Source organism: Roseitranquillus sediminis, from assembly GCF_016918935.1.
In the GTDB taxonomy this organism is placed as follows: Bacteria; Pseudomonadota; Alphaproteobacteria; order Rhodobacterales; family Rhodobacteraceae; genus Roseitranquillus; species Roseitranquillus sediminis.
In genome coordinates, this window is the sequence record NZ_JAFFOB010000007.1 from 242130 (window position 1) to 262199 (window position 20070).

Sequence of the window (20070 nt, forward strand, 5' to 3'; positions counted from 1 at the left end):
CAGCCCGCGGGCGACGCCGCTGCCCCGCCCGGGATGCGGGGCAGATATAGGAACAGGGTTTTGGGGCTGCAAGCGGACTGATGGATCACCATGATCGCGCCTGAGCTGTCACCGACGCTGACTCTGAACGGCGTCCATGTCTGGAAGGGGTGGCTGACGCCCGACGCGCAGGCGTCGATGGCGGCGGACATCGCGCAGGTTGCCGAGGCCGCGCCGCCATTCCGCCTGACGACGCGGTGGGGGCGGCAGATGTCGGTCGAAATGACCGCCGCCGGCCGCTACGGCTGGTTTTCCGACCGCCGGGGTTACCGCTACGTGGACCGCCACCCACAGGGTACCGAATGGCCGCCGATCCCGGCTTCGGTGCTTGCGGTGTGGCGGGAGCTCGCCGGTACCGAGCGCCAACCCGACTGCTGCCTAGTCAACCGCTATCGAGAGGGTGCGCGAATGGGGCTCCACCAGGATCGCGACGAGAGCGACTTCACGCAGCCCGTCCTCTCGATCTCGCTCGGCGACGATGCCCTGTTCCGCGTGGGCGGGACCGAGCGCGGTGATCCCACGCGCAGCGTCTGGATCGGCTCCGGCGACGTCCTTCGGATCGCAGGCGCTGCCCGGCTGGCCTTCCACGGCGTCGATCGCACTCGCTTCGGCTCCTCCTCCCTCCTCCCCGGAGGCGGCCGCATCAACCTGACGTTGCGCGTCGTGGATTAGGCGCCGAAGCGGCACAACTTTGGGCACAAATGGCAGACTTCCGCCCGCAGATGCTGTAGAGCGGCCGGAAATGAGACCGCCAGTCCGTCGGGCGGCATGATCCGAGCATCCGGCGCTCGGGAGCGGCAAGAGGAGACTGCAATGACGAAGAGCGTGACGAAGGCCGTATTTCCCGTGGCTGGCCTCGGCACCCGCTTCCTGCCGGCGACGAAGTCGATCCCGAAGGAGATTATGACCCTCGTTGACCGACCGCTGATCCAGTACGCCATCGACGAGGCGCGCGCCGCCGGCGTCGAGGACTTCATCTTCGTGACCTCGCGCGGAAAATCTGCACTCGAGGACTATTTCGATCGGGCCCCTGAACTGGAGGCCGCGCTCGAGGCCAAGGGCAAGGACGAACTCCTCGAGGTACTGGAGCGCACAAACATGGGCTCAGGCGCCATCGCGTATGTCCGCCAGGCCGAGCCGCGGGGACTCGGGCACGCCGTCTGGTGCGCGCGCAAACTCCTCGGGGACGAGCCGTTCGCGGTGATCCTGCCGGACGACGTCATCGCCGCGGACCCGCCCTGCCTTGAACAGATGGTACGCGACTACGATGGCGGGTGCATGGTTGCGACGATGGAGGTGCCGAGGGACAAGACCAGCGCCTACGGCATCCTTGAGGTGGACGACGACCAGGCGCGCCTCGCCACGGTGCGGGGAATGGTGGAGAAGCCGCAGCCCGAGGACGCGCCGTCGAACCTGGCAGTCATCGGCCGCTACATCCTGACCCGAGACGTCCTCGATACGCTGGATGGACAGAGCGCTGGCGCGGGCGGCGAGATCCAGCTGACCGACGCGATAGCGGCGGAGATCGACGCTGGCCGCTCCGTCCGCGGCCATCGGTTCCGTGGCCAGCGCTTCGATTGTGGCTCCAAGGCGGGCTTCCTGCAGGCGACCGTCGCATTCGGCCTCGCGCGGCCCGAACTCGAGGACGAGTTCCGCAACTACCTGCGGGAGGTCGTGACGGCAGGCACCACCGCCCACTAGCGTCGGCTCGGCGGGCGGCGGCGTCAGGCCGCCTTACTCGCCGGCGCCTCAGTGAGGATCGCGTGCAGCGTCAGCGGGTTGTCATTGGCCCTGAGCTTACCGCAGACACCGCTGTCACGCATCGTTCGCGAGACCAGCGCCAGCGCCTTGAGATGCTCCACACCGGCATCCTCGGGCGCGAAGAGACCGAAGGCAAGATCCACCGGCTGCCGGTCCACGGCGTTGAAATTCACTCCCTTTTCGACGCGAAAAAAAATTCCGATGACCCGGCTGATCCCGCGGATGCGCGCGTGCGGCAGCGCCACACCGTGCCCCACACCGGTCGGACCGAGGTTCTCGCGTTCGAGCAGCGCATTCACGGCATGACCCGCGTCGATGCCATAGCAGGCAGCCGCCACGTCGGACAGCTCCTGAAGCAGCCGCTTCTTGCTCGAGAACGTGCCGACAACCTTGACGGCATCGGGTTTCAGGATTTCGCTCAATTCCATTAGCGCACCGGTCTGCTTGCTGTGAGCGAAGGCCAAAAAGGCCTTCCGCATCAGGTCGGGTCGATCCACCCGATGTTACCGTCTTCACGACGGTAGACGATGTTCACTGCGGCATTCTGTCCCTCGTTGCGGAACACCAGCACTGGTGCCCCCTGCAACTCCATCTGCATCACCGCCTCGCCAACCGAGAGCGACGGTATCTTCGTCTGCATCTCGGCAATGATGATCGGCTGCAGCGATTCCGGCTCCGACTCGTCCTGGCCGTCGCCGGAGGCCAGGATATAGGACGACGCGCCGATCGACTCAACAGGCCGCGCGCGCGAGCGATGATGGTCCTTCAGACGCCGCTTGTAACGGCGCAGCTGCTTTTCCATCTTGTCCGTGCAGAGGTCGAAGGCCGCGTAGATCTCGGTAGCATGTGCCTTGGCCTGCGTCGTCAGCCCGGTCGAGAGGTGCACGATGGCCTCGCAGCAATATTCGTGCGCGTCCTTCGAGAAGATCACCTGCGCGTCCGTCGGCCGGCCCGCGTACTTGCCCATCACGGACGTGAGCGTATCGCGCACGTGGGTCTGTAGCGCTTCGCCGATGTCGATTTGCCGTCCGCTGATCTGGAAGTTCATCGCTTGTCCTCAGGTGAAATGGGGCCCGGCCTCCGAGCGCGATCGATGCGATTGACACTGCCCGGGACGCAGGGTGTCGCGATGCCATCTTGTAGAGGATCGCAGATCATCTGAACATTTGGCGGCATCGGTCCGAGCAATGTCAACTCCGATCAACCTATCCGGAAATCGCGTCCAAGGTAGACCCGCCGCACCTTTTCGTCGCGCACGACCTCGTCGCTCGTCCCGCTCATCAGGACCTGGCCCTCGTGCAGGATGTAGGCACGGTCGACGATGTCGAGCGTCTCCCGCACGTTGTGGTCGGTGATCAGCACGCCGATGCCGCGCGTCTTCAGATCCGCGACCAGACCGCGGATCTCGCCGACGGCAATCGGGTCTACGCCGGCGAAGGGCTCGTCGAGGAGCAGGTACTTGGGATCCGCGGCCAGGCACCGCGCGATCTCCACCCGCCGCCGCTCGCCACCGGAAAGTGCCAGCGCCGGCGTCCGCCGGAGGTGGCCGATCGAGAACTCCGACAAGAGCACCTCGAGCCGGTCGCTCCGCCGCGCCCGGTTCGGGACGGCGACCTCTAGGATCGCCATGATGTTGTCCTCGACGCTGAGGCCGCGGAAGATCGAGACTTCCTGCGGCAGATAGCCGATGCCGAGGCGTGCGCGGCGATACATCGGCAGGAGCGTCACGTCGCGCCCGTCGACCACGACCTGCCCGCCTTCGGGCGAGACGAGGCCAGCGATGGCATAGAAGCATGTGGTCTTGCCCGAGCCGTTCGGCCCAAGCAGCGCCACGACCTCGCTCCGCTGCAGCGAGAGCGAGACGTCGCGGATCACGGGCCGCTTTCGATAGCTCTTGCGCAGGCTCGTGACCCTCAGTCCCGCATCGCCTTGCGAGATCGCAAATGGGCGCGCCGCCTTCACTGCTGGTCCGGCTGAAAGATCGTGCGCACGCGGCCCTCCATCGTGCCGGTGCCAGTTTCGAGGTTCACGAACAGGCGCTCGCCCGCGATGATGCTGTTGCCCTGCGTGACGATCACGTCGCCGCTCAGGGTGATCGTTCCGTCGGTGACCGAATAGATGGCCTCCTGGCCCTCCACCGCCTCGCCGCCGCTCGTCATTGTGACGCCGCCGCTGGCGTGCATACGGTCGATCCCGCCGTTCGCCGCGTCGCCGGTGCCGTATTCCACCCGAACCTCGGGCGCGGTCAGCCGCATCTCGCCCTGCACGACGACGACATCGCCGCTGAAGACCGCCACGCCGCCGTTCTGGTCGACCTCGAGCCGTTCAGAGGTGACCTCGACCGGCAGACCGGGATCCTGCCGCATCACGCCGAAGTCCACGCTGGCGCCCTGCCCCCAGACGGGACCCGCCAGAAACATCGTCAGCAACAGCGCGCGCAGGTTCATGACGGGACCCTCCTGATCATGGGGTGTATACCAGTCGGACGCCCTCCTCGAAAACCATCCGATCGGGGTCGTCCATCTCGCCGCCGCGCATGATCGTCATCGCCCCGGCAGCGAGGTCCCCCAGCGGACCCGTCACGTCGACGGGACCAGGGGAAACGATTCGCGTCCAGTCGAGCTGCGCGGTCAGCAGGTTGGTCTTCATCCGAAAGCCGTCGGACGTTTCGATGTCGACCTCGCCCTCGAGCACCACGCGCGAGTCGCGGCTGGCCAGCGTTCCCGCCGCCGCCGTCACGTTGATCGTCCGGCCTTCGCTCAGCTCGAAGCGGGCGTTCAGTGCCTCGGCCGTGATGTGCTCCGAGCCCGGCTCCTCCGGGCGCAACAAGTCCGCCGTCACCTGGATTGCCGTGCCGTCGCGCGTGACGCCACTGTAGTGGGGTGCGACGGTGACCTCTCCGCCGGTGACCTCGCTCTCGACGATGCGCGAGAGTGGTACCGTCTCGTCGAGGTCGACCTCCCGCGAGAACAGGAACAGCGTCGACAGGATCGCCAGCGCCGCCATCGGGAGCAGGATCTTCAGCCACGAGACGGCCCACGAATAGCGGTCCTGATACGCCACGTCCCCCACCTAGTGAGAGAAGATATCCTGCTCCGGCCAGCCCATCACGTCGAGCTCGGCGCGAAACGGGAGGAACTGGAAGCACGCCTGCGCCACCTCCATCCGGCCCTCGCGCACCAGCCGCTCGTCCAGCGCCCGCTTGAGCCGGTGCAGGTGCAGCACGTCCGAGGCGGCATAGTCGAGCTGCGCGTCGCTCAGCCTTTCGGCCCCCCAGTCGCTCATCTGCTGCATCTTGGAGATGTCGACCTCCGCGAGCTCGTTCAGCAGGTACTTGAGCCCGTGCCGGTCTGTGTAGGTTCGCACCAGCTTCGAAGCGATCTTCGTGCAGTAGACCGGCTGCGCCAGCATTCCGAAGGCGTGGTACATGACTGCGATGTCGAACCGGCCGAAGTGAAAGAGCTTCAGCACCGTCGGATCGCCCAGCAGCCACACGAGGTTCGGCGCCTCGGTCTGGCCCTTCTCGACCTGGACCATGTGCGCCTCGCCGTCGCCCGCCGAGAGCTGCACGAGGCAGAGCCGGTCGCGGTGCGGGTTCAGGCCCATCGTCTCGCAGTCGATCGCCACCACCGGCCCGAGGTCGAGCCCGTCGGGAAGGTCGCGCTGGTGCAGGTGATTGGCCAAGGCGTGCTCCGGGTCGGATTTCCGGCCACTGGTACAGAGACGCCCGGTTCGGCGCAAGCTGGCGGCTTAGTCCGCCTGCGCCACCTCGCCAATGTCGGCCTGCGCCACGGCGACGGATTTCATCACGAGATGGCAGGCTGCGCCGGGGATGAGCTCCAGCGCATCGGCCGATCTTCGGGTGACGCGGGCAAGTAGCAGGTCCTGCCCGGCACGGAACTGCACGATCACCCCGCCGCCGGCGCCGCGCCTGACGGTGGCTACTTCGGCCGGCAGGATGTTCAGCGCCGAAAGGCCCTCGGGGCGCCCGCGCGCCACGATGACGTCCTTCGCCTCGATCCGGATCCGCAGCGACACGCCCGGCTCCACCTCGAGCCGCGGCATGAAGATGGGGCCTGCCGACAAGGCGACCTCGGTCAGCCCGTCAGGGTGATGCCGCACCACGCGCCCGACCAGCATCGCGCCCGCCTCACGGACACCCAGAGTCGGCACCGCCTCCGGGTCCGACAGCACCGCAGCAGCTGGCCCCGCGCGCACCACACGCCCTCGGTCAAGCGCCACGACCGTCGTGGCCAGCCGCGCCACCTCGGCGACGGAGTGGCTGACGTAGAGGATGGGCACCTCCGTCTGGTCCCGAATCCGCTCGAGATACGGCAGGATCTCCGCCTTCCGCGCCTCGTCGAGCGCCGCCAGCGGCTCGTCCATCAGCAGGAGCTGCGGCCGCGAAAGCAATGCACGACCCAGCGCCACCCGCTGTTTCTCGCCGCCCGACAAGGCGCCCGGCCGCCGCGCCAGCAGGTGCTCGAGTCCGAGGAGTCGGACGACCCGCTCGAAGCTCGCGCCGTCTGCGGCGCCCCGCGCGAACCACCGGCCGTAGAGCAGGTTGCGCCGCACGGTGAGATGCGGAAAGAGCCGCCCCTCCTGAAACACGTAGCCCACGCGCCGCAGATGCGGCGGCAACCACACACCGGCGGCCGTGTCGAAGAGCACGGTCCCGTTTATCGACGCCCGGCCACTCTGCGGCCGCAGCAGCCCCGCGAGCGCGTTCGCGACCGTCGTCTTGCCGGAACCCGAGCGCCCGAAAAGCACCGTGACGCCCGCCGGCGCCTCGAAGGCGACGTCGAGCGCGAAGTCCTTGAACCGGTGGCTGAGGGCGACGTCCAGCGTCACGTTCCGCGCACCCGCCGCGCCACGCGCGTCGCCACGAACTCCGACGCCAGCAGCGCCACCATCGCGATGATGATCGAAACGAGGACGAGGCGCATCGCCGCCGCCTCGCCGCCAGGCACCTGCAGGAAGGCATAGACGGCGGAGGCGAGCGTCTGGGTCTGACCGGGAATGTTCGAGACGAAGGTGATCGTCGCGCCGAACTCGCCCATCGCCTTGGCGAACGCCAGAATGGCGCCCGCAACGACGCCAGGCAGGATCAGCGGCAGCGTGACCGTCAGAAAGACCCATGCGCGGGAGGCACCGAGCGTGGCGCCCGCCTCCTCCAGCCGAGGGTCCACCGCCTCGATCGAGAGGCGGATCGCGCGAACCATCAGCGGAAACGCCATCACGCCCGCCGCCAGCGCGGCGCCGGTCCAGCGAAAGGCGAGTACGATGCCCAGATGCTCGTCCAGCATGCTGCCCACCGGCCCTTGCCGCCCGAACGTCAGCAGGAGCAGGTAGCCTGTCACCACCGGCGGCAGGATCAGCGGCAGGTGGACCAGCCCGTTGAGCAGCTGCCGCCCGGGAAACCGCCACCGGGCCAGCGCGTGGGCGACGAAGATGCCCAGCGGCAGGCTGACCAGCGTCGCCCAGAACGAGACGCGCATCGACAGCGCGACCGCCGCCCACTCCTGCGGACCGAGCCAGCCGCTCATGACCTCATTCGCCGATCGCCATGAAGCCCTGCCGCTCGAAGGCGGCACGGGCGGCGTCCGAGCTCAGAAAATCGAGGAAGGACACGGCCGCGGCAGCTTCGCTTCCGCTCGTGACGGCGGCGGGATAGACGATTGGCGGATGCGCCTCGGGCGGGAACGTCGCAACCACTGCCACGCCGTCGGCGGCGGCGGCGTCGGTGGCGTAGACGATACCGTAGGGGGCCTCGCCCAGCGACACGAGCGCCAGCGCCGCGCGCACGTTGTCGGTCTGCGCGACTCGCGGCGCAACACTCTCCCAAACCCCGAGCGTTACCAAGGCCGCCTTGCCATAAATCCCGGCCGGTACGCTGTCGACCATCGCCATCGCGAGGCGGCGGTCGCCCAGCAGCCCCGCAAGGTCTAGGTCGGGTCCGAGATCTACGGCGCCGTCCGTCGCATCATGCGCAATCAGGACCAGCCTATTGCCCAGCAGGTCGCGCCGCGTCTCTTCCCGAATGTGCCCCCCGGCCTCGAGCGCGTCCATCCAGTCGGTGCTGGCCGAGATGAAGATGTCCGCAGGAGCGCCATGCGCGATCTGATTGGCCAGCGTCGAACTGCCGGCGTAGGAGATGGTGGTGGCGTGGCCCGTCGCATCGCTCCAGCTCGCCGCGATCTCGTCGAGGGCGTTCTTCAGCGACGCGGCTGCGAAGACCACGACTTCGGCCGCGGCAAGCGGCGCCGCCAGCAACGCGGCGACGGCGAATGCGACAGCGCCGAGGCGGGGTGACTGGACCAACGGAGGCTCCGAGCAATGGCGGCGGGACTATCGCAAGCTGTCGGCCCCACGGCAACCGCCGATCCCAGACTACCAGAAAGCAGGCGGACACGATCACTTACCGCCTGTCGCAGGGGCGGCGGGCGCGAGATAGCCCATGTCGATGCTGACCGCCTCAAGGTGGCGCGGCATGGCGCGATGAGCCGCCCGTGCATCGCCCGCCGCGATCGCCTCCATCACATTGGCGTGCTGCCCGCTGTGCACCCGCGCAATGTCCTCGACGCCGACGCGCCGGTACGTACGGTCCCAATCCCGCTGCCAGACGGCGCGGCAACACGCGCCGGAGAAATGCCGCAGGAGCGCGGCGAGGAGCGGGTTCCGCGCGGCGTAGGCAATCGCCTAGCGAAAGGCCTCGTCCGCTCGCTAGCAGGAGGCGCGGTCCCACTCCGAGCTACCTCCTTCGACAAGCCGGCGCAGGACGTCGAGGCCGTTGTCGGTCCGGCGCAGAGCCGCGGCGGCCGCGAGCTGAGGCTTGAGCAGGCGTCGCGCATCCATCAGGTCGGGGGGCGTCCAGGCTTCGAACAGCAGCGCATCCCGGACCGGCCGGCCGAGCGGCAGCGAGAGTCCCTAACCGACGTGACGCCAGCGTTCCCCTTCGGCTTCAAGGTGCGCCAGAGCCGCTGGCACCGCATCCTTGTCGAGTCGCACCGGCCGCTATCTCCGTGGATCAATTTGCGGACCAGTCCGGGCCGGGGCAATAAGGCCGAGCCGCCTTGTCGGAGATGTAGATGCTCTCTCTAGCCGTATTGACGATTGCGGGGCTCCTCGCGGGCGGCCTGAATGCCGTCGCCGGCGGCGGCACTTTCCTCAGTTTTCCCGCCCTCGTCTGGCTGGGCGTGCCGCCGATCATGGCCAATGCCACCGCGACGCTCACGGCAATGCCCGGCTACATCGGCAGCGCGTGGGCGTATCGCCACGACGTCGCCGCCGAAGGCCCCCTTCGCCTGCGCGCCATCATCCTCGTGGCCATCGTCGGAGGGCTGGCCGGCGCGGCGCTTCTGCTGGTGACGCCGGGAGAGGCCTTCGTCGGCATCGTCCCCTGGCTGCTCCTCGCGGCCACATGCCTCTTCGCGGCTGGGCCGCGGCTGCTCGCCGCCGTCCGCGCTCGTGGCCGCGGTGCCGCCGGGCCGATTTTGTCGGCGGCGGCGGTCCTCGCGGTGTCGGTCTACGGCGGCTACTTCAACGGTGGACTCGGCATCATGCTGCTCGCCGTCCTGGGCCTTATCGGCTTTACCAACCTGCACGGGATGAACGGCCTCAAAAACCTGCTTTCGGCCGTCCTCTCCATCGTCTCGGTCGCAACCTACGCGACCGCCGGCCTCATCGCCTGGGATTCCGCCCTGGTTCTTGCTGTCGCGACCACAATCGGCGGCTACGTCGGCGCCTGGCAGGCGCGGCGGATCAGGCGGACGGATCTGCTTCGCGCCGGCATTGTCGTCGTCGGCGCACTGATGACGATCATCTTTTTCGTGGCGTAGACAATACGGTCGCTTCCCGCTGCAGCCGCGCGTTCTCATCGCCCTGATGAACCCATGACGGGTGGATTACTCGACGGGCCACCCTGCGCATCTTCTCCCGAACCGGAGGCGGAGACGGAAGAGGCGAAACCACCGTTGAGACGCCTGCTGGTCCTCAAATGAGAAGGTGAATGGTGACGCGCAGTCAGCGCCACCTGCTCGTACGACGCGCTGCAGACGTTCGGGCCGGGAGGCTACGCGCCTACCTAGAGGCACTCGGCACGCCGGAACTACCCTCTCGGAACGATCCGGCGGGGAAGCGCGCGAAGGTCTTCGCAGAGTCCAAATCGACCTGAGGCCGCATCGACTTGAGATCCGTCTTCTGCTTGTCGGCGCGCCCTCGCGCTGGCGGTCTGGCCTGGTCGAGGCGAATTTTGGGCGTCGCATCACGGTGAACCAGCTAAGCCTGTGCTACGACTGTTTCCCCAGACAGAACTTCCATTTGTCCCTTCGTCACCGAGGCAAAATTCCTCGATGCCGCAACATCAAAAAGCGGAGCCTGTACTGCGAGGATGGCCTGTCGCGCTTCATTGATGGTCAATACGCGTGAGGCAATCGTAAAGCGTTCATGCTCGGGCTTATTCGAAATGGCTATTCAATTTATAGCAGGCTAAAATCTTTATTGGGAATTCCATCACCAAGTCTGAGCCCGAGCACATGGTGGAGCAACTTTCCGTTCCCGTGGGCGCGGGAGATTTTAATCTGGCGCGGTCAAGGGAGACAGAGGTCCTTACCTACGCTAAACATCTACCGCCGGTCGACGAGTCCGGTTCGATCTCGATCTGGCGCCTTTCATCAACGCAGGACGGAAGTATCAAACACTTTTTTTGGCCTCGGGTGAAGTGGAAATGCACCCCGCGGCCGGACGCGTCAGCCGTTGACCGCGGGCGCGGGCTGTTTTGGAGCAACGGCATAAGGAAGATCTTCGGGCACCTGTCGCAGCGTGTCGTAAGCCTGCGGAAGCCTTGCAACTGCCAAAGGTCATTAATGTAAGAGTGGGTCAAGAGCGGCGATCGTTGGAGTGGAGGTCGAACCGGTCGTCCGGACTCAGAGCTCCCGGCTCATAATGCAGGGGCACTTGCGCCGAGGCGCCTGCGCTGGTCGTGGTGCAGTTTGTGGAGGACTTTCCGGGTGAGACCGGTTCGAAACCTTGGGAATCAACGAGACCCAAGTTTTCGAGATTGACGATGGTGCCCAGGAGAGGACTCGAACCTCCACGTCCATACGGACACCAGCACCTGAAGCTGGCGCGTCTACCAATTCCGCCACCTGGGCAGGTGTCGTGGCCGCGGCTGATACGCGGCGTCGTTGCCCCTGTCAACGGCCTTCTGGGGCGCTTGTCCGCCAGAGGCGAGGCGGCTAGGTAGACCAGAGCGTCGGCGGAGGCAATCATGGCGAAACTGGTGACGATCTACGGCGGATCAGGCTTCGTCGGACGCTACATCGCAAAGCGGATGGCCGAGCTTGGCTGGCGCGTCCGCGTTGCCTGCCGCCGTCCGAACGAGGCGCTCTTCGTTCGGACCTACGGCGTCGTGGGCCAGGTCGAGCCGGTTTTCTGCAATGTCCGCGACGACGCCAGCGTGCGCGACGTGATGCACGGCGCCGACAGCGTCGTGAACTGCGTGGGCACCTTCGACGCGACGGGCAAGAACAACTTCACGGCCGTACAGCACCAGGGTGCGGCACGGATCGCCCGCATCGCGGGCGCGCTCGGGGTAACGCACCTCGTGCAGATCTCAGCGATCGGCGCGGATGAAGAGAGCGACAGCGAGTATGCGCGGACTAAGGCGGCGGGCGAACGGGCGGTGCAGGAGCATTTTCGGCACGTGGTGATCCTGCGCCCGTCGGTGATCTTCGGACCAGAAGACGGCTTCTTCAACCGCTTCGCCGACATGGCGCGCTTTGGTCCCGTCCTGCCGCTCGTGGGGGCGGAGACGCGGTTCCAGCCGGTCTACGTCGACGACGTGGCGCAGGCGGCCGTGAAAGGGGCGACCGGCGAGGCGGCGCCCGGCACCTACGAGCTGGGTGGGCCCGACGTGAACACCTTCCGCGAGCTGATGAAGCAGATGTTGGGCGCGATCCGGCGGCGCCGGCTGATCGCCTCGATGCCGTTCTGGATGGCCGGGCTCATGGGGCGGGCCTTCGGGCTCCTGAACCGGATCACGCTGGGCCTAGCGCCGCAACCCATCACGCTCGACCAAGTGCGCAGTCTCAGGCGCGACAATGTCGTCGCCGAGGGAGCCAAGGGCTTGGAGGACCTTGGGATCGTGCCGACTTCGATCGAGGCGGTAATACCCTCTTACCTCTGGCGCTTCCGGCCGTCGGGCCAGTTCTATGACGTCAAAGCGTCGGCCAGCAACCTGCGCCACTAGGCGTAGGCGATGCCGAGCAGGACGAGGCCCAGCGCGATCCGGTAGACCACGTAGGGCGTGAAGCTGACGCTGCGCAGCAGGCGGAACATCGCGGCGAGCGCGAGTAGCGCGGCGGCGAAGGCGAAGGCGGCGGCAATGGCCGCATCCCGCGCAAGCGCGAGGTCCGCACTGGCGGCGACCTCTGCACCCAGCAGGACGCCGGATGCGAGGATAGTCGGGACCGACATCAGCATGGCGACCTTGGCGGCACCGTGCCGATCATAGCCGAGGTAGCGCGCGCCGGTTATCACGATGCCCGAGCGCGAGGTGCCGGGGATCAGCGCGATCGCCTGCCAGAGGCCGAGCGAGACCGCATCGCGCAGCGTCCACCGCTCCGCCGTGCGGGCGGTCGGGCCGGTGCGGTCCGCCCACCAGAGCACGATCCCGAAGATCAGCATGGTCCAGCCGATTACGGCTGTGGAGCGCAGCGCCTCGTCGATGTCGGCGAGCTTCAGGAGGCCGCCGAGCAGCACGACCGGGATCGTCGCGACCAACAGGCAGAGGGCAAGGAAGGCCCCGCGCGTGTCGATCCGGCCGGTCAGCAGCCTGAGCGACCCGGTCGCGGCCTCGGCGAGGTCGCGCCAGAAGTAGAGAACGACCGCGCCGAGCGTGCCCACATGCACCGCCACGTCGATCGCCTGGCCCTGATCGGCAAGGCCAGTGAGGTTCGGTAGCAGGATGAGGTGGCCGGACGACGATACCGGCAGGAACTCGGTTATCCCCTGGATGACCGCGACGAGCAGAAGGTGAAATACTGGCATTAGGAAACAGCCGTCACGGGATGATTCGCAGCGACTTCTACCTGACGAGCGTGACGAAATGTAGCGTCATAATGGTTGACCTAAAATTCCCCTGGCGGAACGGCGGGCGACCTATGGGATCAAAGATTAACCGAAGGTAGGTCAGTATTTATGCCTTTTATTCCGCCGCAGCCCTCTGTAGAGGGTGCGGGCGTAGTGGAGGATGGCTTATGGCCAAGCAGCAGATGCTGTCTTTCGTCACCGTTCCGCGGGACATGCCCGAGAAGCGGGCGCCCGAGGTGCGGCGCGAGGATTTCGATGAGATCTATGCCGAGTTCGCCGACCGCAAGGCGGCCGAGCAGGCCAGTCGGTGCAGCCAGTGCGGCGTGCCCTACTGCCAGACACACTGCCCGCTGCACAACAACATCCCCGACTGGCTGCGCCTGACGGCCGAGGGGCGGCTGCAGGAGGCCTACGAGGTCGCGCAGCTGACCAACACGTTCCCCGAGATCTGCGGGCGGATCTGTCCGCAGGACCGGCTCTGCGAGGGCAACTGCGTCATCGAGCAGTCGGGGCACGGCACCGTCACGATCGGCACGATCGAGAAATACATCACCGACACCGCTTGGGAGCGCGGCTGGATCAAGCCGTCGAAGCCCGAGCGCGAGCTGGGTCGGAGCGTCGGGATCATCGGCGCGGGGCCCGGCGGCCTGGCAGCGGCCGACATGCTGCGCCGGGCAGGCGCCAACGTGACCGTCTACGACCGCTACGACCGCGCCGGCGGGCTGATGACCTACGGCATTCCCGGTTTCAAGCTGGAGAAGCACGTCGTCATGCGGCGGGTTGAGCAGCTGGAAGAGGCGGGCGTCGAGTTCCGCATGAACTGCAACGTGGGCGAGGACATCGGCTTCGAGGAGATCCGCGAGGCGCACGACGCGGTGCTGATCGCGACCGGCGTCTACAAGTCGCGCGACCTGCAGGCGCCGGGCGTCGGCGCGGGCGGCATCGTGCGCGCCATCGACTACCTCACCGCGTCGAACCGCCACGGCTTTGGCGACGACGTGCCCGAGTTCGCGAGCGGCGAACTTAATGCCGAGGGCAAGAAGGTTGTCGTCATCGGCGGCGGCGACACCGCGATGGACTGCGTCCGCACCGCGATCCGGCAGGGCGCGACCAGCGTGAAGTGCCTCTATCGCCGCGACAGGACGAACATGCCCGGCAGCCAGCGCGAGGTCGCCAACGCCGAGGAGGAGGGCGTGGAGTTCGTCTGGCTATCGGCGCCTAAGGGCTTCGCCGGCGACGTGGTGGAGGGGGTGATGGTGCAGCGGATGCGGCTCGGCGCGCCCGACGCGACGGGGCGACAGATGCCGGAGATCCTGGAGGGGTCGGACTACGTCGAGGAAGCGGACCTCGTCATCAAGGCGTTGGGCTTCGAGGCGGAGGAGCTGCCGACGCTCTGGGGCTGTCCCGAGCTGGAGGTGACGCGCTGGGGCACGGTCAAGGCCGACTTCCGCAGCCACCAGACCAGCCTGCCCGACGTCTGGGCCGTGGGCGATATCGTGCGGGGGGCGAGCCTTGTCGTCTGGGCGATCCGCGACGGGCGCGACGCCGCCGCCTCAATCCTCGACCAGTTCGCCGAAGCGCCGGCGATGGCCGCGGAATGAGCGGTCACACCCCGTACACATCGCGTGCATACGTTGTATGCACAGCACCGGAGCGCGCCGCGAGCGGGCGGTCAGCAACCCTGCCCTATCCGTTGGACCGGAGAGGCACGCAATGGCTTCGATGACGGGGGAGAAGTGGGGCGGATGCCTCTGCGGCGCAGTCCGGTTCCGGGCCGCGCAGGTAAAGACGGAGTTCGGCGGCTGTCACTGCAAGATGTGCCAGCGCTGGACGGGCGGTCCGCTGCTGGCGGCCTCCGTCCCGGCCGACGCGATCGAGTGGAGCGGTGCCGAGGCGGTCGGCATCTATCAATCCTCGGACTGGGCGGAGCGGGCGTTCTGCACCCGCTGCGGCTCGGGCCTCTGGTACAGGGTCACGACGCGGCCGGACACCGACTACGAGGTGTTGCTCGGTCTCTTCGACGATCCGGGCGGGATGCGGATGACGAGCGAGATCTTCATCGACGCCAAGCCCGGCGCCTATGCCTTCACCGGCGAGCACCGGCGCGAGACGGGCGCCGAAGTCCAGGCGCGCTACGATCTGAAGAGGGCGGAGTCGACGTGAGTGCGCGGCTGGAGGGGCATTGCCTCTGCGGGGCAGTGCTGATCGCGGTCGACAGAATGGCTGGCGGCGCCTATGCCTGCCATTGCAGCATGTGCCGCCGCTGGAGCGGTGCTGCGATGTGGGGCTTCGCCACGCCGGCCGACGCCGTCTCCGTCAGCGGCGGCATCGCGCGCTATCGTTCCTCGGCCTTCGCCGAGCGCGCCTGGTGCCCGGAGTGCGGGACGCATCTCTGGATCCGCGACGACGGCGCCGACTACGAACTGACGCCGGGCCTCTTCGACGACGCGGCGGACATGCCGCTCGACCGCGAGGTCTATGCCGATCGGGCCTTCGCCTGCGTACGGCTGGCGGGGGATCACCCCAAGGTGAGCCGCGCCGACTACGAACGTGACAACCCCTTCGTCGAGGGAGACGCGCCATGACCTATGATCAAGCCTGGGCCGCCGAGGAAGAGGCGCGCCGCGCCTGGATGGCGGAGAACTCGCTCTACCGCGCGGATGACGAGCACGCCTCCTGCGGCGTGGGCCTTGTCGTCTCGATCGACGGCAGTCGCTCGCGCGAGGTGGTGCAGAACGGCATCGACGCGCTGAAGGCGGTCTGGCACCGCGGCGCGGTCGACGCCGACGGTCGCACCGGCGACGGCGCGGGCATCCACGTGCAGATCCCGGTCCCGTTCTTCTACGACCAGGTCGAGCGGACCGGGCACAAGCCGCGCAGCGGCGAACGCATCGCGGTGGGCCAGGTCTTCCTGCCGCGCAACGATTTCGCCGGGCAGGAGACCTGCCGCACGATAGTCGAGACCGAGGTCCTGCGCCTTGGCTACTACATCTACGGCTGGCGCCACGTGCCGGTGCAGATCGACGTCTTGGGCGAGAAGGCCAACGCGACGCGGCCGGAGATCGAGCAGATCTTGATCTCGAACGCCAAGGGCGTCGACGAGGAGACGTTCGAGCGCGAGCTCTACGTCATCCGTCGGCGGATCGAGAAGGCGGCCGCGGCTGCGCAGGTGCAGCTCTACATCGCTTCGCTGAGCTGCCGGTCGATCATCTACAAGGGCATGATGCTCGCGCAGCACGTGGCCGAGTTCTATCCGGACCTGCAGGACGAGCGGTTCGAGAGCGCCTTCGCGATCTATCACCAGCGGTACTCCACCAACACATTCCCGCAATGGTGGCTGGCGCAGCCGTTCCGGATGCTGGCGCACAACGGCGAGATCAACACGCTGAAGGGCAACATCAACTGGATGAAGAGCCATGAGATCCGCATGGCGTCGTCCACGTTCGGGGAGCTGGCCGAGGACATCAAGCCGATCATCCCGCAGGGCTCGTCCGACAGCGCGGCGCTCGACTCGGTCTTCGAGGTGCTGGTGCGTGCCGGGCGGACGGCGCCGATGGCCAAGACCATGCTGGTGCCCGAGAGCTGGTCCAAGCAGGCGCAGGAGCTGCCGCAGGCCTGGCAGGACATGTACGCCTACTGCAACGCGGTGATGGAGCCCTGGGACGGGCCCGCCGCGCTCGCCATGACCGACGGGCGCTGGGTCTGCGCCGGGCTCGACCGGAACGGGCTCAGGCCGATGCGCTACGTCGTGACGGGCGACGGGCTGCTGATCGCGGGGTCGGAGGCGGGGATGGTCCCGGTCGACGAGGCGGCGGTGGTCGAGAAGGGGGCGCTGGGGCCGGGTCAGATGATCGCGGTCGACATGGAGGCGAAGGCGCTCTTCCACGACGTCGAGATCAAGGACAAGCTCGCGGCGGCGCAGCCGTTCGGCGAGTGGGTCGGCAAGATCACCGAACTGGACGACGCGCTGGCGGGCACAAAGGAAAAGCCGCTCTTCACCGGGCCGGAACTGCGCCGGCGGCAGATCGCGGCGGGCTACACGCTCGAGGAACTCGAGCAGGTGCTGGCGCCGATGGCCGAGGACGGCAAGGAGATGATCGCCTCAATGGGCGACGACACGCCGTCGGCGGTGCTCTCGGAGCGCTACCGGCCGCTCAGCCACTACTTCCGGCAGAACTTCAGCCAGGTGACGAACCCGCCGATCGACTCGTTGCGCGAATTCCGCGTGATGAGCCTCAAGACGCGGTTCGGCAACCTCAAGAACGTGCTGGACGAGAGCTCGGCGCAGACCGAGATCCTGGTGCTCGACAGCCCGTTCGTGGGCAATGCGCAGTTCGACGAGCTCTGCCGCGCCTTCAATGCGCCGATGGTAGAGATCGACTGTACCTTTGCGACGGGCGGAAAGCTTGGCGAGGGCTTGCAGCGGATCCGCGCCGAGGCGGAGGACGCGGTCCGCTCCGGCGCCGGGCACATCGTGCTGACCGACCAGCACCAGGGCGAGGCCAAGGTGCCGATGCCGATGATCCTGGCGACGTCGGCGGTGCATTCGTGGCTGACCAAGAAGGGGCTGAGGACGTTCTGCAGCCTCAACGTGCGCTCGGCCGAGTGCATCGACCCGCATTACTTCGCGGTACTGATCGGCTGCGGCGCGACGGTGGTGAACGCCTACCTCGCCGAGGATTCCATCGCCGACCGGATCGAGCGGGGGCTGATCGACGGCAGCCTGACCGACGCGATCGGACGCTACCGCGCGGCGATCGACGCGGGGCTGCTGAAGATCATGTCCAAGATGGGCATCAGCGTCGTGAGCTCCTACCGCGGCGGCCTCAACTTCGAGGCGGTGGGACTCAGCCGCGCGATGGTGGCGGAGTACTTCCCCGGGATGCACAGCCGGATCAGCGGCATCGGCATCGCGGGCCTCCAGCGGCAGGTCGAGCGGGTGCATGCGAGCGGCTGGACGGGCGGAGCGGACATCCTGCCGATCGGCGGCTTCTACAAGGCGCGACGGGCGGGCGAGACCCATGCCTGGAGCGCGCAGGGCATGCACATGATGCAGGCGGCCTGCAACAAGGCTAGCTATGAGATCTGGAAGCAGTACTCGGCCGCGATGCGGGCGATGCCGCCGATCCACCTGCGCGACCTGCTGGACATCAAGCCGCTGGGCAACCCGATCCCGATCGAGGAGGTGGAGAGCATCACCTCGATCCGCAAGCGCTTCGTGACGCCGGGCATGAGCCTCGGCGCGCTGAGCCCCGAGGCGCACAAGACGCTGAACATCGCGATGAACCGGATCGGCGCGAAATCCGACTCGGGCGAGGGCGGCGAGGATCCGGCGCACTTCCACCCCGACTCGAACGGCGACAACCCGTCCGCCAAGATCAAGCAGGTGGCGTCGGGCCGCTTCGGCGTGACGGCGGAGTACCTGAACGCCTGCGAGGAGCTGGAGATCAAGGTCGCGCAGGGGGCCAAGCCTGGCGAGGGCGGCCAGCTGCCCGGCATGAAGGTGACCGAGCTGATCGCCCGGCTCAGGCACTCGACGCCGGGCGTGACGCTGATCTCGCCGCCGCCGCACCACGACATCTACTCGATCGAGGACCTGGCGCAGCTGATCTACGACCTGAAGCAGATCAACCCGCGCGCCAAGGTCACGGTCAAGCTGGTGGCCTCGTCGGGCGTGGGCACGATCGCGGCGGGCGTGGCCAAGGCCAAGGCTGACGTGATCCTGATCTCGGGGCACAACGGCGGCACGGGGGCGAGCCCGGCGACGAGCATCAAGTATGCCGGCCTGCCGTGGGAGATGGGCCTGACCGAGGCGCACCAGGTCCTAGCGATGAACCACCTGCGCGGCCGGATCACGCTCAGGACGGACGGCGGTCTGAGGACGGGCCGCGACATCGTCATGGCGGCGATGATGGGGGCCGAGGAGTACGGCATCGGCACCGCCGCCCTGATCGCCATGGGATGCATCATGGTGCGCCAGTGCCAGTCGAACACCTGCCCGGTGGGCGTCTGCACCCAGGACCCGCGCCTGCGCGAGAAATTCACCGGCAACGCGGACAAGGTGGTGAACCTCATCACCTTCTATGCGCAGGAGGTGCGCGAGATCCTGGCGGAGATCGGGGCGCGGAGCCTCGACGAGGTGATCGGGCGGGCGGACCTGCTGAGCCAAGTCAGCCGCGGCTCGGCGCATCTCGACGACCTAGACCTGAACCCGCTCCTCATTACGGTCGATGGCGCCAAGGACATCCGCTACGACCGCAACCGAGAGCGCAACGGGGTGCTCGACACACTCGACGCCGAGATCGTGCGCGACGCCCAGCGCTTCCTCGAGGACGGCGAGAAGATGCAGCTGAGCTATGCGGTGCGGAACACGCTGCGCACGATCGGCACGCGGACCTCGAGCCACATCGTCAAGCGGTTCGGGATGCGCAACCAGCTGCAGTCCGACCATCTGCACGTCAAGCTGACGGGCAGCGCGGGCCAGTCGCTGGGCGCGTTCCTGGCGCCGGGGTTGAAGCTGGAGGTCTCGGGCGACGCCAACGACTATGTCGGCAAGGGCCTGTCGGGCGGCACCATCGTGGTGCGCCCGCCAATGGCGAGCCCGCTCAACGCGGCCGAGAACACGATCATCGGCAACACCGTACTCTACGGCGCGACGGATGGTTACCTCTTTGCCGCGGGGCGCGCGGGCGAGCGGTTCGCGGTCCGGAACTCGGGCGCGCGGACGGTGATCGAGGGCTGCGGCTCGAACGGGTGCGAGTACATGACCGGCGGCGTCGCGGTGATCTTGGGCGAGATCGGGGCGAACTTCGGCGCGGGCATGACCGGTGGCATGGTCTACCTGCACGACCCCGACGGCGATGCGCGGCTCAAGATGAACCTCGAGACGCTGGTGACGTGCGCGGTCACGGTGGAGCATTGGCAGGAGCAGCTCTTCGACCTGGTCGAGCGTCACGCGCGCGAGACCAAGAGCCGCAAGGCCGCGGAGCTGCTGCAGAACTGGGGCGGGGCGCTGCCGCAGTTCCTGCAGGTCTGCCCGAAGGAGATGCTGAACAAGCTCGAGCACCCGTTGCAGGCCGCGGACACCGCCGAGCGCGCCTGACGCCGAACCTATCGCGAGACATGAGGCCCGCGCGACGCCATCGCGCGGGCCCTTTCGTGCGCGGCGGGCCCCTCCGG

Annotated in this window: 19 protein-coding genes and 1 tRNA gene; 8 read left to right on the forward strand and 12 right to left on the reverse strand. The window is 67.4% G+C overall.

Translation table 11 applies throughout. The annotated features are described in order from the left end of the window. The first annotated feature begins 90 nt into the window (after positions 1 to 90). Together JM664_RS04550 and JM664_RS04555 are read left to right on the forward strand one after the other, a co-directional pair. A complete protein-coding gene (locus JM664_RS04550; protein WP_227418719.1) occupies positions 91 to 711 on the forward strand; it encodes an alpha-ketoglutarate-dependent dioxygenase AlkB family protein in 621 nt (206 codons plus the stop codon). 141 nt (positions 712 to 852) lie between these two features. Next, on the forward strand, positions 853 to 1740 hold the full coding sequence (locus tag JM664_RS04555) for a UTP--glucose-1-phosphate uridylyltransferase (protein ID WP_227418720.1): 888 nt from the start codon (positions 853 to 855) through the stop codon (positions 1738 to 1740). Between the two features lie 23 nt (positions 1741 to 1763). Here JM664_RS04555 and JM664_RS04560 read toward each other — a convergent pair whose 3' ends face one another. The 10 genes from JM664_RS04560 to JM664_RS04605 form a co-directional block, all read right to left on the reverse strand. Then, positions 1764 to 2228: a PTS sugar transporter subunit IIA gene (locus JM664_RS04560; RefSeq protein WP_227418792.1), complete on the reverse strand. Its 465-nt coding sequence runs from the start codon at positions 2226 to 2228 to the stop codon at positions 1764 to 1766. Between the two features lie 50 nt (positions 2229 to 2278). Beyond that, positions 2279 to 2848, reverse strand: coding sequence for a ribosome hibernation-promoting factor, HPF/YfiA family (hpf, locus tag JM664_RS04565; protein WP_227418721.1), 570 nt, complete (start codon positions 2846 to 2848; stop codon positions 2279 to 2281). 152 nt (positions 2849 to 3000) lie between these two features. Then, on the reverse strand, positions 3001 to 3762 hold the full coding sequence (lptB, locus tag JM664_RS04570) for an LPS export ABC transporter ATP-binding protein (RefSeq protein ID WP_227418722.1): 762 nt from the start codon (positions 3760 to 3762) through the stop codon (positions 3001 to 3003). After that, positions 3759 to 4247 (reverse strand): LptA/OstA family protein, encoded by a 489-nt coding sequence (locus JM664_RS04575; protein ID WP_227418723.1) that lies wholly within the window; start codon positions 4245 to 4247, stop codon positions 3759 to 3761. The genes lptB and JM664_RS04575 overlap by 4 nt, the downstream gene beginning before the upstream one ends. Before the next feature lie 16 nt (positions 4248 to 4263). Continuing rightward, positions 4264 to 4863 (reverse strand): LPS export ABC transporter periplasmic protein LptC, encoded by a 600-nt coding sequence (gene lptC, locus JM664_RS04580; RefSeq protein ID WP_227418724.1) that lies wholly within the window; start codon positions 4861 to 4863, stop codon positions 4264 to 4266. A gap of 9 nt (positions 4864 to 4872) precedes the next feature. Continuing rightward, positions 4873 to 5484: a ribonuclease D gene (locus JM664_RS04585; RefSeq protein ID WP_227418725.1), complete on the reverse strand. Its 612-nt coding sequence runs from the start codon at positions 5482 to 5484 to the stop codon at positions 4873 to 4875. A gap of 66 nt (positions 5485 to 5550) precedes the next feature. After that, positions 5551 to 6651 carry a molybdenum ABC transporter ATP-binding protein gene (gene modC / locus JM664_RS04590; RefSeq protein ID WP_227418726.1) on the reverse strand — a complete coding sequence of 367 codons (1101 nt, stop codon included), beginning with the start codon at positions 6649 to 6651 and terminating at the stop codon, positions 5551 to 5553. Further along, complete coding sequence (gene modB, locus JM664_RS04595; protein WP_227418727.1) at positions 6648 to 7346, reverse strand: molybdate ABC transporter permease subunit; 699 nt, start codon at positions 7344 to 7346, stop codon at positions 6648 to 6650. Before modB ends, modC begins: the two co-directional genes overlap by 4 nt. Before the next feature lie 4 nt (positions 7347 to 7350). Then, positions 7351 to 8121, reverse strand: a complete 771-nt coding sequence (gene modA / locus JM664_RS04600; RefSeq protein WP_227418728.1) for a molybdate ABC transporter substrate-binding protein — start codon at positions 8119 to 8121, stop codon at positions 7351 to 7353. A gap of 93 nt (positions 8122 to 8214) precedes the next feature. Then, complete coding sequence (locus JM664_RS04605) at positions 8215 to 8496, reverse strand: FCD domain-containing protein (protein ID WP_227418793.1); 282 nt, start codon at positions 8494 to 8496, stop codon at positions 8215 to 8217. 392 nt (positions 8497 to 8888) lie between these two features. Here JM664_RS04605 and JM664_RS04610 point away from each other — a divergent pair, with 392 nt between their 5' ends. Further along, entirely contained in the window at positions 8889 to 9638 is a 750-nt protein-coding gene (locus JM664_RS04610; RefSeq protein ID WP_227418729.1) for a sulfite exporter TauE/SafE family protein, read from the forward strand. Between the two features lie 1227 nt (positions 9639 to 10865). On the opposite strand, the gene JM664_RS04615 is transcribed toward JM664_RS04610, so the two are convergent. Continuing rightward, positions 10866 to 10952, reverse strand: a tRNA-Leu gene (locus tag JM664_RS04615). 116 nt (positions 10953 to 11068) lie between these two features. Here JM664_RS04615 and JM664_RS04620 point away from each other — a divergent pair. Beyond that, the gene (locus JM664_RS04620) at positions 11069 to 12049 is read left to right on the forward strand and encodes a complex I NDUFA9 subunit family protein (protein WP_227418730.1); all 981 of its coding nucleotides are present in this window, start codon (positions 11069 to 11071) and stop codon (positions 12047 to 12049) included. Here the strand turns inward: JM664_RS04620 and JM664_RS04625 are convergent. Then, complete coding sequence (locus JM664_RS04625) at positions 12046 to 12849, reverse strand: undecaprenyl-diphosphate phosphatase (protein ID WP_227418731.1); 804 nt, start codon at positions 12847 to 12849, stop codon at positions 12046 to 12048. The genes JM664_RS04620 and JM664_RS04625 overlap by 4 nt on opposite strands. Positions 12850 to 13058: 209 nt before the next feature. Here JM664_RS04625 and JM664_RS04630 point away from each other — a divergent pair, with 209 nt between their 5' ends. The 4 genes from JM664_RS04630 (at position 13059) to gltB (ending at position 19993) form a co-directional block, all read left to right on the forward strand. Then, on the forward strand, positions 13059 to 14492 hold the full coding sequence (locus JM664_RS04630) for an NAD(P)-dependent oxidoreductase (protein ID WP_227418732.1): 1434 nt from the start codon (positions 13059 to 13061) through the stop codon (positions 14490 to 14492). A 112-nt stretch (positions 14493 to 14604) separates the two neighbouring features. Continuing rightward, on the forward strand, positions 14605 to 15054 hold the full coding sequence (locus tag JM664_RS04635) for a GFA family protein (protein ID WP_227418733.1): 450 nt from the start codon (positions 14605 to 14607) through the stop codon (positions 15052 to 15054). After that, positions 15051 to 15476 carry a GFA family protein gene (locus JM664_RS04640; protein WP_227418734.1) on the forward strand — a complete coding sequence of 142 codons (426 nt, stop codon included), beginning with the start codon at positions 15051 to 15053 and terminating at the stop codon, positions 15474 to 15476. Before JM664_RS04635 ends, JM664_RS04640 begins: the two co-directional genes overlap by 4 nt. Then, a complete protein-coding gene (gene gltB, locus JM664_RS04645; protein WP_227418735.1) occupies positions 15473 to 19993 on the forward strand; it encodes a glutamate synthase large subunit in 4521 nt (1506 codons plus the stop codon). The genes JM664_RS04640 and gltB overlap by 4 nt, the downstream gene beginning before the upstream one ends. Positions 19994 to 20070 lie beyond the last annotated feature (77 nt).